Genomic DNA, 15646 nt, shown 5'->3' on the forward strand with positions numbered 1-15646 from the left:
CCGCGCTCGGCGCCATGTTCGTGGTCGCGCCGCTGATCGCGATCCTGCTGAAGATCGACTGGCCGAACTTCATCCCGCTCATCACCTCCGAATCGTCGCGGGCCGCAATGGTGTTGAGCTTGAAGACCGCCGGTGCCAGCACCGTGGTCTGTGTGCTGCTCGGCGTGCCGATGGCACTCGTGCTGGCCCGCGGCCAGTTTCGCGGCCAGTCCCTCCTGCGTGCCCTGGTGCTGCTGCCGCTGGTGTTGCCGCCGGTGGTCGGTGGCATCGCGCTGCTGTACACCTTCGGTCGGCAGGGACTGCTCGGCGAGTACCTCGATCTGTGGGGTGTCCGGATCGCCTTCTCCACCACCGCGGTGGTGCTGGCCCAGTCGTTCGTCTCACTGCCGTTCCTGGTCGTCAGCCTGGAAGGCGCCCTGCGCACGGCGGGCACCGGCTACGAGCACATCGCCGCCACCCTCGGTGCCCGGCCCACCACCGTGCTGCGCACCGTGACACTGCCACTGGTGCTGCCCGGACTGCTCTCGGGCGCGGTGCTGGCGTTCGCCCGGTCCCTCGGTGAATTCGGGGCGACGCTGACGTTCGCCGGCTCACTGCAGGGCGTCACCCGGACGTTGCCGCTGGAGATCTACCTGCAGCGCGAATCCGATGCCGACGCCGCCGTCGCGCTGTCACTGCTGCTGATCGTGGTGGCGGCGGCGATCGTGATCGCCTCGGGCACCCGGCGGCTGGCGGGCCCGCTGTGAGCGCCGTGCGGGTGTCGGCCAGCCTGCGGCGGCGTGACGTCCAGTTCGACGTGTCCCTCGCCGACGGCGAGGTGCTGGCCGTGCTGGGCCCCAACGGCGCAGGCAAATCGACGCTCCTGCTGTTGATCGCCGGTCTGCTGCAACCGGACACCGGGCGCATCGAACTCGGCGGCACCGTCCTCACCGACACCGACGCGGGCACATTCGTGCCGGCACACGCCCGCGGGGTGGCGATGCTCTCGCAGCAGGCGATGCTCTTCCCGCACCTGAATGTCGCCGCCAACGTCGGCTACGCCCCGCGTTGCCGCGGCCTGTCCCGCAGCGCGGCCCGCGCTGCCGCCCGGCATTGGCTGGACGCTGTCGGCGCCGCTGAGCTGGCCGAACGCAAACCCGCCCAGTTGTCGGGCGGGCAGGCGCAACGGGTGGCGCTGGCCCGCGCGCTGGCCGCCGAGCCGCGGCTGCTGCTGCTCGACGAGCCCATGGCCGCCCTCGATGTCACCGCCGCCCCGGCGATGCGCCGCCTGCTACGCGAGGTGCTCAGCGGCACCGGCCGCACCGCGATCATCGTCACCCACGATCTGCTCGACGCGCTCGCCATCGCCGACAAGGTCATCGTGGTGGACCGTGGCCGCATCGTGGAAAGTGGTCCGGTCCGCGAGGTGCTGACGACGCCGCGCAGCGAGTTCGCCGCCACCATCGCCGGAGTGAACCTGGTACCGGGATCCATCACCGAGCCCGGGATCCTCCGGACACCTTGGGGCGCTGATCTTTCCGGCATTTCGGAGCTACCCGTCGGCGCGCCCGCGATCGCGCTGTTCCGCCCCGCCGCGGTGGCGGTGCACCTGAGCGCTCCACACGCCAGCCCGCGCAACGTCATCGCGGTGACCATCACCGAACTCGACATCCACGGCACCACGGTGCGGGTCCGGGGCACCGATCCCCGCGACGCGGGCACCGTGCTGTCCGCCGACATCACCGCCGCGGCGGCCGCCGATCTGGACCTGGAACCCGGAAAAGACGTGTACTTCGTGGTGAAATCGCAGGAAGTGCAGCTTCATCCGGCGCTGGCACCAATGATGTAGGGCATGCTCGAAGACAACCTCGTAGAGAGCCCGGCGGCACCCGAGATCCGACCGCTGCGTCTGGCGATCATCGTCGGAGCGCTGGGCGTGGTGTTCGGCGATATCGGCACCAGCCCCATCTACACCCTGCAGACGGTGTTCAACCCGGCCGACCCCCATCCGGTGCCGCTCGACGAGTCGAACGTGTACGGGGTTGTCTCCCTGATCTTCTGGTCGGTCATGCTCATCGTCACCTTCACCTACGTCACGCTGGTGATGCGCGCCGACAACCACGGCGAGGGCGGCATCATGGCGCTGATCACCCTGCTCCGGCGCGGCGCAGGCACCCGGGGCCACCGGACCGCGATCGCGCTCGGGTTCCTCGGCCTGTTCGGGGCGGCACTGTTCTTCGGCGATTCCATGATCACGCCCGCCATCTCGGTGCTGTCGGCGGTCGAAGGACTCAAGACCATCGAACCCGACCTCAAGGACTGGGTGGTGCCGATCACCGCGGTGATCATCGTGGCGCTGTTCAGCGTGCAGCGCCAGGGCACGGCGGTCGTCGGCCGTTTCTTCGGCCCCGTGATGATCGTGTGGTTCGTCGCGATCGGCGCCTGCGGGATCAACGGTATCGTCGCCAATCCCGGCATCCTGGCGGCGCTGTCACCGACGTATGCCATCGCCTTCATCGGCGGGCATTTCCACATTGCCTTCTTCGCGCTGGCCGCGATCGTGCTCGCGGTCACCGGCGCCGAGGCGCTGTACGCCGATATGGGCCACTTCGGGCGGCGTGCCATCGTGTTCGGTTGGCTGAGTCTGGTGCTGCCGGCCTGCACCCTGAATTATTTCGGCCAGGGTGCGCTGCTGCTGCACGACGACACCGTGCACAGCGCGCCGTTCTTCCTGCTCGCTCCGGAGTGGGCGCGGCTGCCGCTGGTCCTGCTGGCCACCGCGGCCACCGTGATCGCCTCGCAGGCGGTTATCACCGGAGCGTTCTCGGTGGTCTCGCAGGCCGTTCAGCTGGGATACCTGCCGCGGCTGCGGATCACGCACACCTCGGCCAAGGCCATCGGGCAGATCTACGTGCCGTGGATCAACTGGGTGCTGATGGTCTCGGTGCTCACGCTGGTGTTCGCGTTCGAGACCTCCGCGGCGCTGGCCTACGCCTTCGGCATGGCGGTGAGCGGCACCATCACCATCACCACCCTGCTGTTCCTGTATTACGCACGCCAGCAGTGGAAGTGGCCGCTGTGGTTGCTGGTGATCGGCGGGGGCGCGCTGCTCACCGTGGACCTGATGTTCTTGACCGCGAACCTCACGAAGTTGGTGCACGGCGCGTGGCTCCCGTTGGCGATCGCCATCTTCGCGTTCACCGTGATGACCACCTGGCAGCGCGGCAGGCACCTGGTGACCGATTCACGGCGCGAGATCGAGGGTCCCCTGCGTCCGTTCATCGACGAGCTGGCCGACCGGCGGCCGGCACTGGCACGTGTTCCCGGCACCTCGGTCTTCCTCAACCGCACCGACGACACCACCCCGCTGGCCATGCGGGCCAATGTGGAACACAACCACGTCCTGCACGAACACGTGATCATCGTGTCGGTGGAGACCCTGCCGGTCCCACGACTGACCGAGGATGAGCGCATCGCCGTGGACGCCCTCGGGTACCACGACGACGGCATCGTGCACGTCACGGTGCACGCCGGCTACATGGAGCGACCCGATGTCCCGGCCGCGCTGCGGATGCTGCCCGCCGACGTCACCGAAGGCGGCGTCGACCTGGACAAGGCCTCCTACTTTCTGTCGCATCTGGAGCTGGTGCCCGGGGACAGCACCGACATGACGGGCTGGCGCAAGCGACTGTTCGTAGCGACGTCCTTCCTCACCGCCGATGCCGCCGGCTACTTCCACCTGCCCCAGGACCGGACGATCCTCATCGGCTCGCGGATGGAAGTGTGATCTGGGTCATTGATGATTGAGTCGGCGATCTTGTGGGTACCAAGGCTCCCAGCGATCAACATCGATCTGGGGAGGAACCTGATGGCTGACAGTGGACCCGAGAACGCCGTGAGCGGCATCGTCGAAGACGTCAAGGGCAAGGTCAAGGAAGTTGCCGGCACGGTGACCGACAACGACTCCCTGCGCGAAGAGGGCAAGGCCCAGCAGGACAAGGCCGAGGCCGAGCGCGACGTGGCCAAGAAGGAAGCCGAGGCCGAGGCCGCCCGCGGCGCAGCCGAAGCTTCCGAGGCACGCCAGCAGGCAGCGGAGAAGTCCAAGTAATACCCCGCCTACGTAGCGATGGGTCCCGCCACCGGCGGGGCCCATCGTTTCGCGGAAGATCCGTCGCGCGCGACCACCCGCTGCGCACGGGTACCCCACCAGACTTTCCGGAGCGGGTAGCTCCAGGCCCATGGAACGGCCCCGGTGTGTTTCCCGGGGCCGTTCCGAATTTTCTGAGCCAGACCGCTTTTCGCGGATGTCCGGCAGCTAGTCGGCGGCGCGCAGCAACGCCACGTCCGACACCATCATGATGTGTTCGGCCATCGCGCGGCCGGCCTCGGCCGGGTCCTGCCGCCGCACCGCCTCGGCGATGCGCCTGTGGCTCTCCAGCGATGCCTTCGGCCGATCCTGTTGGGAGAGCGATTCGATGCGCGTCTCCCGGACGAGGCCGGAGATCTCGTGCATCAACTTGGCCAGCAGCGACGAATGCGCCGCGGTGGTGATCGCCTCGTGAAACATCTCATCGCCGACCACACCTCGATCGCCGGAGGCGATTTCTGCGTCCATCTTCGCGATCGCCGCGTCGATGGCCGTCATCTCGTCCTCGCTGCGGCGCAGCGCCGCCAAGCCTGCCAGCTTGACCTCGAGTGCTTCGCGCGCCTCGATGATGTCGGGGATCCGGTCGGCATGTTCGCGCAGCGCCTTGATGGCGCGCTCTTCGGTGGGACGCCGGATGAGAATCGCGCCGTCCCCGTGCCGGACCGAGAGGACGCCCTGCACTTCCAATGCCACGAGGGCCTGACTGAGGGAGGCGCGGCTCACGCCGAGGTTCGCCGCGAGCTCGCGTTCGGCGGGCAGCCGATCGCCCGGCGCCATGTCGTTGTCGGCCATATACCCACACAGCTGTTCGACGATGACCTCGTACAGCCGCGGCCTGGTGACCGGTCTCAGTTGCTCTGCCACTGACTCACCTACTCTCCGGGCCACAGAATACCCGCAGGTGGAAGAGATCAGACGTAGGCCAGTTCACATCGAATGGTTGACAGTGATCCAGCGCACTGGTGTACTGGCTAGGCCAGTGAGCCACTGGAGCCCACCCTGAAGCTGGAGGCTGCCATGCCGTTAGAGCTGATCCCGATCCTCGCGCTCATCGCGATGTTCGTGGCCGCAACCCTGTTGCCGATCAACATGGGGACACTCGGCTTCGTCGCCGCGTTCCTCGTCGGCACCCTCGCCGTCGGGATGAACACCGACGACATCATCGCCGGATTTCCCAGCGATCTGTTCCTGACCCTGGTGGGCGTCACCTACCTGTTCGCCATTGCCCAGAACAACGGCACCGTCGATCTGATGGTCCGCGGCGCCCTGCACCTGGTGCGCGGCCGGGTCGCACTCATCCCCTGGGTGATGTTCGGCATCACCGCGGTACTGACGGCGTTCGGTGCCCTCGGACCGGCAGCCGTCGCGATCATCGCACCGATCGCGCTGACCTTCGCCCGGCAGTACAAGATCAACGCGCTGCTGATGGGCATGATGGTGATCCACGGCGCGCAGGCCGGCGGATTCTCGCCGATCAGCATCTACGGTGTCACCGTCAACAACATCGCCGCCAAGGCCGGCCTGGTGAACAGTCCGCTGACACTCTTCCTCGGCAGCCTGCTGTTCAACGCCGGGATCGGCGTCGCGCTCTTCGCGTTCCTGGGCGGACGAAAGCTGCTCGGGCGGACGATTCACGACGAACACGACGAGGTCGCCAACGGCTCCGCCGGAACGGCACCCGCGCCGCACCATCCGGGCAACGCCCCCACCTTCTCCGGCCACGGCACCAGCGCCTCCAGCGCCACGCTGGTGGCACCACCGAATTCCCCGACGAGTCCGCTTCCCCGACATTCGGTTTCGTTCAATCAGGTCCTGACCCTGATCGGCCTGGGCGCGCTCGCGGTGTTCTCTCTCGTCCTCGACCTCGACATCGGCTTCGTGTCGATGACGGTTGCCGCGGTGCTGGCACTGGCCTCACCGAAGGCCCAGAAAGGCGCTGTCGCGCAGATCAGCTGGTCCACCGTGCTGCTCATCGGCGGTGTGCTGACCTTCGTGGGCGTACTGCAGGAGGCCGGCAGCGTCGAGTGGGTCGGCAATGGTGTCGCGAGTATCGGTATGCCGCTGCTGGTTTCGCTGCTGTTGTGCTACCTGGGCGCCATCGTGTCGGCGTTCGCCTCCTCGGTGGCCATCCTGGGCGCCACCATCCCACTGGCGGTACCGCTGCTGCTGGCCGGCGAGATCGGACCGGTGGGTGTCATCGTCGCACTCGCCATCGCCTCGACGATCGTCGACGTCAGTCCATTCTCGACCAATGGGGCGCTGGTGCTCGCGAACGCCCAGGGCGTCGACCGAGACACCTTCTACAAACAGATCCTCAAATACAGCGCGATCGTGGTCGCCATCGGACCGCTCATCGCATGGGCGATTCTGGTCGCCCCGGGCTGGCTCTAGACCGGACCAGCACGTTGCGCCCGCGGTCAACCATGACCGCGGGCGCTTCTGTAGTGCACCAAGTCACAAGAATTCCTCACGTTTGCCCTGTTGACAGCGCTGAGCGCAGCTGTTTTGCTTAATTGGCTAGTCCACTAGGACACTCCTCCACCAATCCAAAGGCTGACCGATGGACAACTCGCACACTCACACCGACCAGTCGGCGGGCCCGCTGCACGGGCTGCTCGTCATCGATCTCACCCGGGCCCTGGCCGGTCCGCACGCCGCGATGATGCTGGGCGATCTCGGCGCCGAGGTCATCAAGGTCGAGAACCCCCAGGGCGGCGATGACACCCGCGGCTGGGGACCGCCCTTCGTCCAACCCGAGGCCGCCGACCGCGAGTCGACGTACTTCCTGTGCGCAAACCGCAACAAGAAGTCGGTGACCCTCGACCTCAAGGACGACTCGGACAAGAGGGCCCTGACCGAACTGCTGAGCCGCGCCGACGTGCTCATGGAGAACTTCCGCCCGGGCGTGCTGGACCGGCTCGGCTTCTCCCACGAGTGCCTCGAGGAGATCAATCCGCGCCTGGTGGTGCTGTCCATCAGCGGCTTCGGGCACGACGGGCCCGAGGCGTCCCGGGCCGGTTATGACCAGATCGCCCAGGGCGAGGCCGGGCTGATGTCGGTGACCGGATCCGGCCCCGATGATCTTCAGCGCGTGGGAGTTCCGATCGCCGACCTGCTGGCCGGCATGTACGGCGCCTTCGGGGTGGTGGCCGCGCTGCAGGAGCGCGAACGCACCGGGCTCGGACAGGTCGTCCGCTCGTCGCTGTTGTCGGCGGTCGTCGGAGTGCACGCCTTCCAGGGCACCAAATGGACGGTGGCCGGCCAGATCGGCGAAGCGACGGGCAATCACCATCCGTCCATCTGCCCCTATGGCCTGTTCGACACGGCCGACGGAGCCGTGCAGATCGCGGTGGGCAGCGAGGGGTTGTGGCACCGCTTCTGCGACGGCTTCGCCTTGGACGCTGCAACACCGGGAATGGAATCCAACCCCGACCGGGTGGCCAACCAGAAACAGGTCAACGAACTCGTCCAGAGCGTGTTCGCGCTCTATTCGACCGACGAACTGCTCGACAAACTGGACCTGATCGGGGTGCCCGCCGGCAAGATCCGATCCATCCGCGAGGTCTACGAATGGGAACAGACCCGCTCGCAAGGACTGGTGATCGGGGTCGAGCACGCCACCCTGGGCCCCATCGAACTCCCCGGGCCCCCACTGCGATTCTTCGACGCGCGCGGTACCGAACGCACCCGGCGCGCACATACCGCGCCCCCGGTGCTCGGCGCGGACAACCACCTCATCGACGCGCTTCAGGTTCGGTCCCGATGACCAGGGCCAGCGCACGCCGGTTGATCGAGACCCTGGTCGACGCCGAATCCTGGCGGCCCTGGGACCGGCCCGTGGTCGATCCGCCCGTCAACGCCGGGTACGCCGCCGAACTCGCCCGGGCACGCCAGAAAACCGGTCTCGACGAGGCCGTTCTCACCGGGCACGCCACCGTCCGTGGCCGTCGCGTCGCGATGTTGTTGTGCGACTTCGGTTTCCTCGGTGGCTCCATCGGAGTATCCGCCGGTGAACGGCTCACCGCGGCGATCCGGCGCGCTACCGCCGAGGGGCTGCCGATCCTCGCGCTGCCGACCTCGGGCGGCACCCGCATGCAGGAGGGCGCCACCGCCTTCCTGCAGATGGTCAAGATCACCGCCGCGGTCGTGGATCACAAGGCAGCGCACCTGCCCTATCTGGTGTACCTGCGGGATCCGACGACCGGTGGTGTCTTCGCCTCCTGGGGATCGTTGGGCCACGTCACGTTCGCCGAACCCGGTGCACTGGTCGGCTTTCTGGGTCCACGGGTCTACGAAGCCCTGTACGGCAGCCAGTTTCCGGTGGGCGTACAGACCTCGGAGAATCTCTACTCGTGCGGCCTGATCGACGCGGTCGTCGCCATAGACGAACTCGCCGGCATGGTCGACCGTGCCCTGACCATCATCGACGCACCCACCACGGATACCGGCGCACCCGCTCCACAGGTGGCACCCGCTGTCGATGTCCCGGCCTGGCAGTCGGTGGTGGCCACCCGGAGACCCGATCGTCCCGGGGTCCGAGATCTGTTGCGACACGCCGCATCAGATGTTCTGGCGCTCAACGGCAGCGGCCAGGGCGAGAACGAACCCGGACTGTTGCTCGCACTGACCAGATTCGGCGGCCTGCCCTGCGTGCTGCTCGGACAGGACCGTGCGGGCCAAACCGCTGAAGAACCCCTGGGCCCCGGTGCCCTGCGCCAGGCCCGCCGCGGCATGCGACTGGCCGCCGACCTGGGCCTGCCGTTGGTCACGGTGATCGACACGGCCGGTGCGGCGTTGTCCCGCGAGGCCGAGGAAGGGGGACTCGCCGGCGAGATCGCCCGCTGTATCGCCGAGATGATCGGGCTCGAGGTGCCCACCGTGTCGTTGCTGCTCGGCCAGGGCACCGGCGGCGGGGCGCTCGCGCTGGTACCCRCCGACCGGGTGCTGGCCGCCCAGCACGGCTGGCTGTCGCCATTGCCGCCGGAGGGGGCCAGCGCCATCCTGCACCACACCATCAGCAAGGCCGCACAGATGGCCGCCGAGCAGGGAGTCCGATCCGCGGATCTGTACAGTGCCGGGATCGTCGACCACGTGATCCCCGAATATCCGGATGCCGCAACAGAACCCGAGAAGTTCTGTGTCAGGGTGGGCGCGGCGCTACGCTGCGAGCTCGCCACCCTGGCAGCCGCTGACGCCACCGACCGCAAGGCGGAGCGGGCCCGCCGGTTCGAACGACTCGGCAAGGCCGGCCCGCTCCTCGCCCAGGTCGGCTGATCGCCGCTGTACCGCGCCGTCACACCCCGGCGCGGTACAGCCGTTCCGGACGGCCGCCGCCGTACTTCAGACGCACCCTGGCCTCCCGCCGTTCCACCAGATACTCCAGATAACGGCGCACCGTCGCGCGGGCCATCCCGGTCGCTTCCGCACAGGTCGTCGCCGACAGTTCGGCGCCGTCGGCGAGTGCGTCGCGCACCAGGTCCAGGCTTTCGTTGCTCAGCCCCTTGGGCGGCAACGGAACCGAGGGCGCGGCCCGCGGGTCGGCACCGATCGAGAAGACACTGTCCACCGCATCCTGATCGGTCTTGCCGCCCGCCAGCCGCACCCTGGCGTAGTGCTGAATCCGTACCTTCAACTCGTCCAGATCGAACGGCTTGATCAGATACTGGGCGGCGCCGCCACGCAAGGCCGCCTTGACGAAGGTGGCGTCACGCTCAGCGGTCACCACGATCGCGTCGACGTCGTCGCCGCGCTCACGCAACCGCTTGAGCACTTCGATTCCGCTCATGTCCGGCAGGTGCACATCGAGCAGCAGAAGATCGGGGGCCAGTTCGGCCACCATCTTCAACGCCTGTTCTCCGTTGACCGCTTTCCCCGCGACCCGGAAGCCGTCCACCTCCTCGACGAGCTCCGCATGGATGCTCGCCACCATGAAGTCGTCATCGACTACCAGGACCGCGATGTCCCCGGTCTCACCCGGCCGCATGCACTTACGATACGGGCTGCTCGGCTTCGCCCGAGCCACGGACGAAGCGCTTCTCGATGTCGAAATACGCGTCGATGTCCATCAGCTCGTACCACTCCTCGGGCTTGAGCATGTGCGGGCGGACGCTGGTGCTCTGCCCCTCGTCACGCAGGGTCTCCAGGGCTCGCCTGGCGGCGGCCGCCATCGAGAAGCGGATCGGTCCGGGGTAGAGCGCCAGCGAGAACCCGAGCTTCTCGATCTCCGAGACGTGCAGGGTCGACATCGGCCCTTTTTCCTCGACCAGGGTCAGCAGCGGGGTGTCGATGATCGACATGACAATCTCGACGTCGTCCTTCTCCCGGACGCCGATGATCAGCGCGGAATCCGCACCGAGTTCGATGGCGCGCTTGGCGCGCAGTGCCGCGGCCTCGACGCCCAGTGTGTTGGCGGCGTCGGTGCGGGCGATGATGAGGAAATCGGGATCCTTGCGCGCCCACAGCGCGGCCTCGATCTTGCCGAGGTACTCCTTCTCGGTGACCACCGGGATCGGCACATCGAGCACGCCGCATCGTTTGGGCGTCACCTGGTCTTCGAGTTTGATGGCGGCGACCCCGGAATTCTCGAACTCCTGGACCGCCCGGGTGACGTTGAGTGCGGTCCCGTACCCGGTGTCGGCGTCGAAGATGACCGGAATATCCACTGCACCTGCGATATTGCGCGCCACCTGTGAGCTCTCGGTCAGCGAGACCAGACCGACGTCGGGACGGCCCAGCAGACTGGCGGCCACCCCGTTGCCGGTGACGCTGATCGCCTGGAAGCCGGTCGCCTGCGCGAGCCGCGCCGAGATGCCGTCGAAGACGGAAGGGACCTGCGTGATCTCCGGTGAGTGCAGCAGTTCCCTGAGTTTCTGACGGGCGTTCATCGATCTCCTTCGGTATGAGGTGAGATCAACGTCACGCCTGCACGTGTGGCGCGTCAATCTTGCGCTGAAACTTGGCGTTGTGCTCGTTGTGCTATCGGGATCTGCGCGGTGAACACGGCACCGTGGTCGTTGTGCACGTCGACGCGGCCGCCACGCTGCTCGCACACGCTCTTGGCCAGCGCCAGACCGAATCCGCGGGTGCGGTCGGTGGCCTTCGTGCTGACGCCGCGTTCGAAGATGGTGCTCAAGATCGCGTCGTCGACCCCGGGGCCGTTGTCGCGCACCTCGATGGCGATGCTGTCATCGCGTTGCTCGATGCGCAGCCTGATCTCCGGGTCCGGTGCGCCCGCACAGGCTTCCAGGGCATTGTCGACGAAATTGCCGATCACCGTCTCCAGCGTGGTGGCGGTGTCCAGGCTCAGTTCGCCGACATGTGACTGGTCGTCGACCACGAGGTCGACCCCCCGTTCGGAGGCCAGACTGCCCTTGGCCACGACGAGCGCCGCCAGTGTGGTGTCGTCGATCCGCGCCGCGACCGCTTGGAGGAACTGATTGTGACCGGTCTGCACGTCGGTGACATACCGCTGGGCGCGCTGCACGTGGCCGAGGCGCAACAGGCCCGCGATGGTGTGCAAGCGGTTGGAGAACTCGTGGGTCTGCGCCCGCAGCGCGTCCGCGGTGTGCCGGGTGACGTCCAATTCGCGTCGTAGACCCCACAATTCGGTGCGGTCACGCAGGGTGACGACGGCGCCGATGACCCGGCCGCGGGTGGTCACCGGCATGCGGTTGAGCACCAGGTGCCGGGCATCGGTGTCCAGGATGCGGTCGGTACTGCGGCGTGCGTCAGTGAGGGCGTCGACCACTTCCTGGCTCAGTCCCAGCTTTTCGAGTCGTTTGCCCACCGCGTCGCCGGGAAGACCGAGCAGTTCGATCGCCTCGGCGTTGACGATGGTGACCCGATGTTCGAGGTCGAGGCCGAGTACCCCTTCCCGGATGCCGTAGAGCAGCGCCTCACGATGCTCTACCAGGCCGGCGATGTCCCGCGGTTCCAGCCCGAAGGTCTGCCTCTTGATGCGGTTGGCCAGCAGCACCGAACCCAGCAGTCCCAGCGCGGAGGCCACCCCCACATAGATCAGCAGGTCGGGGACGGCGCCGGTCAACCGTTCGGCCACGCTGGGCGAATAGCTGCCGACGACGACGTAGCCGAGCCGCCCGCGGTTTTCGGGATCCAGGACGGCGACGTGCGCCTGTATCGACAGACGCCCGTCGGGCAGGGTGGCCGCGCYCACCCACGCCCGGCCCGACAGCACATCACCGCTGGCGAAAGACCAGCGCGTACCGAGATGACTCGGATCCTGGCTGGCCAGCACATCACCGTCCAGATCGACGACCACCACGAAGTCCACCCCGGACACACTCTGCACCCGGGCAGCGGCCGGCGGGACCGCGCTCAGCGGAAGGTCACCGCGCAACGCGGAACGCACGATCCCGTCGGTCGCGAACACCTCGGCGAGCCCCAGCACCCGGTTGCCGGTCGTGCGCTGATAGTCGGTGCCGGACTGCACGTAGGTGATGGCGACGACCACAGCGAGGACGGCCAGGATGATCACCGTCTGCAGCACCAACAGCTGCCGCGCCAGGGGCAATCTGCCGAGCCACCGATCCGCCGAGGGAGTCGACACCTGTTGCACATCCTTCGTCGTCGAGCACAACGAGCACAAGATTCGTTGTCAGCGCAAGCGTGACAGGCTCGTGTGGCAACCGTCACTGTTCCTGGGACAGCGTAGTGCTCATCACAGGAGGTACATCATGGGCCGACTCACCAAAAGCCTTGGAGTGACGGCAGCTGCCGTCACCGTCATCCTCGTCGCCGCATGCTCGGGTGGCTCGAACGCGGGTGGCGGCGACGGCGAACTCGGGCAGTTCCGGTACCTGGTGCCGAACTCGGCGGGCAGCGGCTGGGACACCACCGCGCGCACCGCCGCCAAGATCATGGAAGACGACGGCATCGCCCAGCGGATCGACGTGTTCAACGTCGACGGCGCCAACGGCACCGTCGGGTTGTCCCGCCTCGTGGACGAGAAGAACAACGGCGAACTCGTCATGCAGATGGGCTTCGGTCTGGTGGCGGCCACGGTGTCGCAGTCGTCGCCGGTGTCCTTCGCCGACACCACCCCGCTGGTGAAGTTGCTCGACGAGTACCTCGCGGTGGTGGTGCCCGGTGATTCACCGATCAACAATTACGACGATCTGGTGGCGGCGTGGAAGAAGAACCCGCGGCTCAACGTCGGCGGCGGTTCTGCCATCGGCGGTGCGGACAACGTGGCGACACTGCAGATCGCCGCGGCCAATGACATTCCGCGCGGGGACGTCAACTACATCACCTTCGGCGGCAGCGGAGTACTGCCCGCCGTGCTCGGCGGCCAGGTCGATGCCGCCGTCACCAGCGCCGCCGACGTGGCCGAACAGGTGAAGTCCGGCGACCTCAAGGCCGTTGCGATCACGGGCGAGGAACGCGCCGATTTCCTGCCCGACGTACCCACCCTGACCGAAGAGGGAACCGAGGTCGTGGTCGCGAACTGGCGCGGCGTGGTCGCGCCTCCCGGGATCAGCGCGGAAACCCGGCAGGCCCTCATCGATGCCTTCGACAAGATGCATCAGAGCGAGGCCTGGAAGTCTGCCGTCGAGAGCAACGGCTGGATCGACGCCTTCATGTCCGGTGACGAGTTCGGCACCTATCTGTCCGAGCAGGCCGGCGATATCAAGGCGGCCCTCGAAGGGGTCCAGCAATGACCTCTGCGGTCGGCACGGCACGCTCCGCGCTGGCCGACAAGTCCGAGTTTCTGGTTGCCGCACTCCTTTTCGTTCTCGGCGTGGTGTCCTTGATCGACGCCGCGATGCTGACGGACAATGCCGCCAGCGTCGGTCCGCTCAGTTCGTCGGTGTTCCCCACCGTCGTCGGGCTCATGTTGCTCGGCGTCGGGGCCGCGCTGCTGGTCGACGTGCTGCGTGGTGGCCGTGGCGAGATGGAGGGCGGCGAGGACGTCGACCTCGATCAGCCCACGGCGTGGGCGCCGTTCTTCGCCGTCGGCGGGTTCTTCCTGGCCAATGCGGTGCTGATCGAATCGGTCGGGTGGCCCCTCACCGGGACTCTGCTGTTCTTCGGCAGCGCCGTCGCGCTGGGCAGCCGCCGGTTCGTCATGACGCTGGTCGTGTCGGCCGTCATCGCCTTCGGCAGCTATCTGCTGTTCGTGTACGCCCTCGGCGCCTACCTGCCCGCCGGGATCCTGCAGGGAATCATCTGACATGGAATCGATGACCCTGCTCATGGAGGGCTTCGCCGCGGCGATGACGCCCACCTACCTGATGTTCGCGCTGATCGGCGTGCTGCTGGGCACCGCGGTCGGTGTGTTACCCGGGATCGGGCCTGCGATGACGGTGGCGCTGCTGCTCCCACTCACCTTCTCGCTGGACGCCACCGGTGCGATCATCATGTTCGCCGGCATCTACTACGGCGGAATGTACGGCGGCTCAACGGCTTCGATTCTGTTGAACACGCCAGGTGAGGCCTCGGCAATGATGACGGCCATCGAGGGCAACAAGATGGCCAAGTCCGGTCGGGCCGCTCAGGCGCTGGCCACCGCGGCCATCGGTTCGTTCGTCGCAGGCACGATCGCCACCGGCCTGCTGGTGCTGGTGGCCCCGCTCGTCGTCGACTTCGCCATCTCGATCACGCCCGCCGACTACTTCGCCCTGATGGTGGTGGCCTTCGGTGCGGTGACGCTGGTGCTGGGCAGTTCGCGCATCCGCGGGTTCGCTTCGCTCGGTATCGGGTTGTTCATCGGTCTCATCGGTATCGATGGCTCGACAGGTCAGGAGCGCTTGACCTTTGGCCTGCCCCACCTGATGGACGGCGTCAACGTCATCGTGGTCGCGGTCGGCATCTTCGCGCTCGGTGAGGCGTTGTGGATTGCGCTGCATCTGCGACGCAACCCTCCGGGCATCATCCCGGTGGGCCGCCCGTGGATGGACAAGTCGGACTGGAAACGATCGTGGAAGCCGTGGCTGCGCGGCGCGGCACTGGGTTTCCCGTTCGGCGCCATGCCCGCCGGTGGCGCGGAGATCCCGACCTACCTGTCCTACGTCACCGAACGCAAGCTGTCGAAGCACCCCGAAGAGTTCGGCAAGGGGGCCATCGAGGGGGTCGCCGGACCCGAGGCCGCGAACAACGCCTCCGCGGCGGGGGTGCTGGTACCGCTACTGACACTGGGGCTTCCGACCTCGGCGACCGCCGCAGTGTTGTTGGCCGCGTTCCAGCAGTACGGTATCCAGCCCGGCCCGCTGCTGTTCGACAACGAACCCGGCCTGGTGTGGGGATTGATCGCCAGCCTGTTCATCGGCAATGTGCTGCTGCTCGCGCTCAACCTGCCGCTGGCACCGCTGTGGGCCAAACTGCTGCGCATCCCGCGTCCGTACCTGTACGCCGGCATCCTGGTGTTCGCCGCCGTCGGCGCCTACGCCGCCGACGGCTCCAGCATGGGCCTGTATCTGCTGCTGGTGATGGGGCTGCTCGGAGTCGTGATGCGCCGGTACGGGTTACCGGTTGTGCCGGTGATCATCGGGGTGATCCTCGGTC

14 protein-coding genes are annotated in these 15646 nt (G+C 67.3%); 10 read left to right on the forward strand and 4 right to left on the reverse strand.

Annotation, left to right across the window (positions count from 1 at the left end; genetic code table 11):
• Positions 1–14 precede the first annotated feature (14 nt).
• The 4 genes from AC1DTF_RS06520 (at position 15) to mbp1 (ending at position 4087) form a co-directional block, all read left to right on the forward strand.
• Positions 15–746 (forward strand): ABC transporter permease, encoded by a 732-nt coding sequence (locus AC1DTF_RS06520; RefSeq protein ID WP_477473500.1) that lies wholly within the window; start codon positions 15–17, stop codon positions 744–746.
• Positions 743–1828 carry a sulfate/molybdate ABC transporter ATP-binding protein gene (locus tag AC1DTF_RS06525; protein ID WP_477473486.1) on the forward strand — a complete coding sequence of 362 codons (1086 nt, stop codon included), beginning with the start codon at positions 743–745 and terminating at the stop codon, positions 1826–1828. Before AC1DTF_RS06520 ends, AC1DTF_RS06525 begins: the two co-directional genes overlap by 4 nt.
• Positions 1829–1831: 3 nt before the next feature.
• Positions 1832–3766 (forward strand): potassium transporter Kup, encoded by a 1935-nt coding sequence (locus AC1DTF_RS06530; RefSeq protein ID WP_477473487.1) that lies wholly within the window; start codon positions 1832–1834, stop codon positions 3764–3766.
• 81 nt (positions 3767–3847) lie between these two features.
• Positions 3848–4087 (forward strand): microaggregate-binding protein 1, encoded by a 240-nt coding sequence (mbp1, locus tag AC1DTF_RS06535; RefSeq protein WP_057167629.1) that lies wholly within the window; start codon positions 3848–3850, stop codon positions 4085–4087.
• Between the two features lie 207 nt (positions 4088–4294).
• Here mbp1 and AC1DTF_RS06540 read toward each other — a convergent pair whose 3' ends face one another.
• Complete coding sequence (locus AC1DTF_RS06540) at positions 4295–4990, reverse strand: FadR/GntR family transcriptional regulator (protein ID WP_477473488.1); 696 nt, start codon at positions 4988–4990, stop codon at positions 4295–4297.
• Positions 4991–5143: 153 nt separating this feature from the next.
• Here AC1DTF_RS06540 and AC1DTF_RS06545 point away from each other — a divergent pair, with 153 nt between their 5' ends.
• From AC1DTF_RS06545 to AC1DTF_RS06555, 3 genes are all read left to right on the forward strand, one after another.
• On the forward strand, positions 5144–6517 hold the full coding sequence (locus AC1DTF_RS06545) for an SLC13 family permease (RefSeq protein ID WP_477473489.1): 1374 nt from the start codon (positions 5144–5146) through the stop codon (positions 6515–6517).
• A gap of 169 nt (positions 6518–6686) precedes the next feature.
• The gene (locus AC1DTF_RS06550; RefSeq protein ID WP_477473490.1) at positions 6687–7892 is read left to right on the forward strand and encodes a CaiB/BaiF CoA transferase family protein; all 1206 of its coding nucleotides are present in this window, start codon (positions 6687–6689) and stop codon (positions 7890–7892) included.
• The gene (locus tag AC1DTF_RS06555; protein ID WP_477473491.1) at positions 7889–9400 is read left to right on the forward strand and encodes a carboxyl transferase domain-containing protein; all 1512 of its coding nucleotides are present in this window, start codon (positions 7889–7891) and stop codon (positions 9398–9400) included. Before AC1DTF_RS06550 ends, AC1DTF_RS06555 begins: the two co-directional genes overlap by 4 nt.
• 19 nt (positions 9401–9419) lie before the next feature.
• Here AC1DTF_RS06555 and AC1DTF_RS06560 read toward each other — a convergent pair whose 3' ends face one another.
• The 3 genes from AC1DTF_RS06560 to AC1DTF_RS06570 are packed head-to-tail and all read right to left on the reverse strand — an operon-like array spanning position 9420 to position 12692.
• Positions 9420–10109, reverse strand: a complete 690-nt coding sequence (locus AC1DTF_RS06560; RefSeq protein ID WP_057167634.1) for a response regulator — start codon at positions 10107–10109, stop codon at positions 9420–9422.
• A 4-nt stretch (positions 10110–10113) separates the two neighbouring features.
• A complete protein-coding gene (locus AC1DTF_RS06565; protein WP_057167635.1) occupies positions 10114–11010 on the reverse strand; it encodes an isocitrate lyase/PEP mutase family protein in 897 nt (298 codons plus the stop codon).
• A 53-nt stretch (positions 11011–11063) separates the two neighbouring features.
• A complete protein-coding gene (locus AC1DTF_RS06570; protein WP_477473492.1) occupies positions 11064–12692 on the reverse strand; it encodes a sensor histidine kinase in 1629 nt (542 codons plus the stop codon).
• 154 nt (positions 12693–12846) lie between these two features.
• On the opposite strand from AC1DTF_RS06570, the gene AC1DTF_RS06575 reads away from it, so the two are divergent.
• The 3 genes from AC1DTF_RS06575 to AC1DTF_RS06585 form a co-directional block, all read left to right on the forward strand.
• Entirely contained in the window at positions 12847–13803 is a 957-nt protein-coding gene (locus tag AC1DTF_RS06575) for a Bug family tripartite tricarboxylate transporter substrate binding protein (RefSeq protein WP_477473493.1), read from the forward strand.
• Positions 13800–14315: a tripartite tricarboxylate transporter TctB family protein gene (locus AC1DTF_RS06580; RefSeq protein ID WP_057167638.1), complete on the forward strand. Its 516-nt coding sequence runs from the start codon at positions 13800–13802 to the stop codon at positions 14313–14315. The genes AC1DTF_RS06575 and AC1DTF_RS06580 overlap by 4 nt, the downstream gene beginning before the upstream one ends.
• A 1-nt stretch (position 14316) precedes the next feature.
• Positions 14317–15646, forward strand: a 1330-nt coding sequence (locus AC1DTF_RS06585) for a tripartite tricarboxylate transporter permease (RefSeq protein ID WP_477473494.1), incomplete at its 3' end; no start/stop codon positions are given.

It is taken from the genome of Mycobacterium sp. P4_H6, from assembly GCF_056400845.1.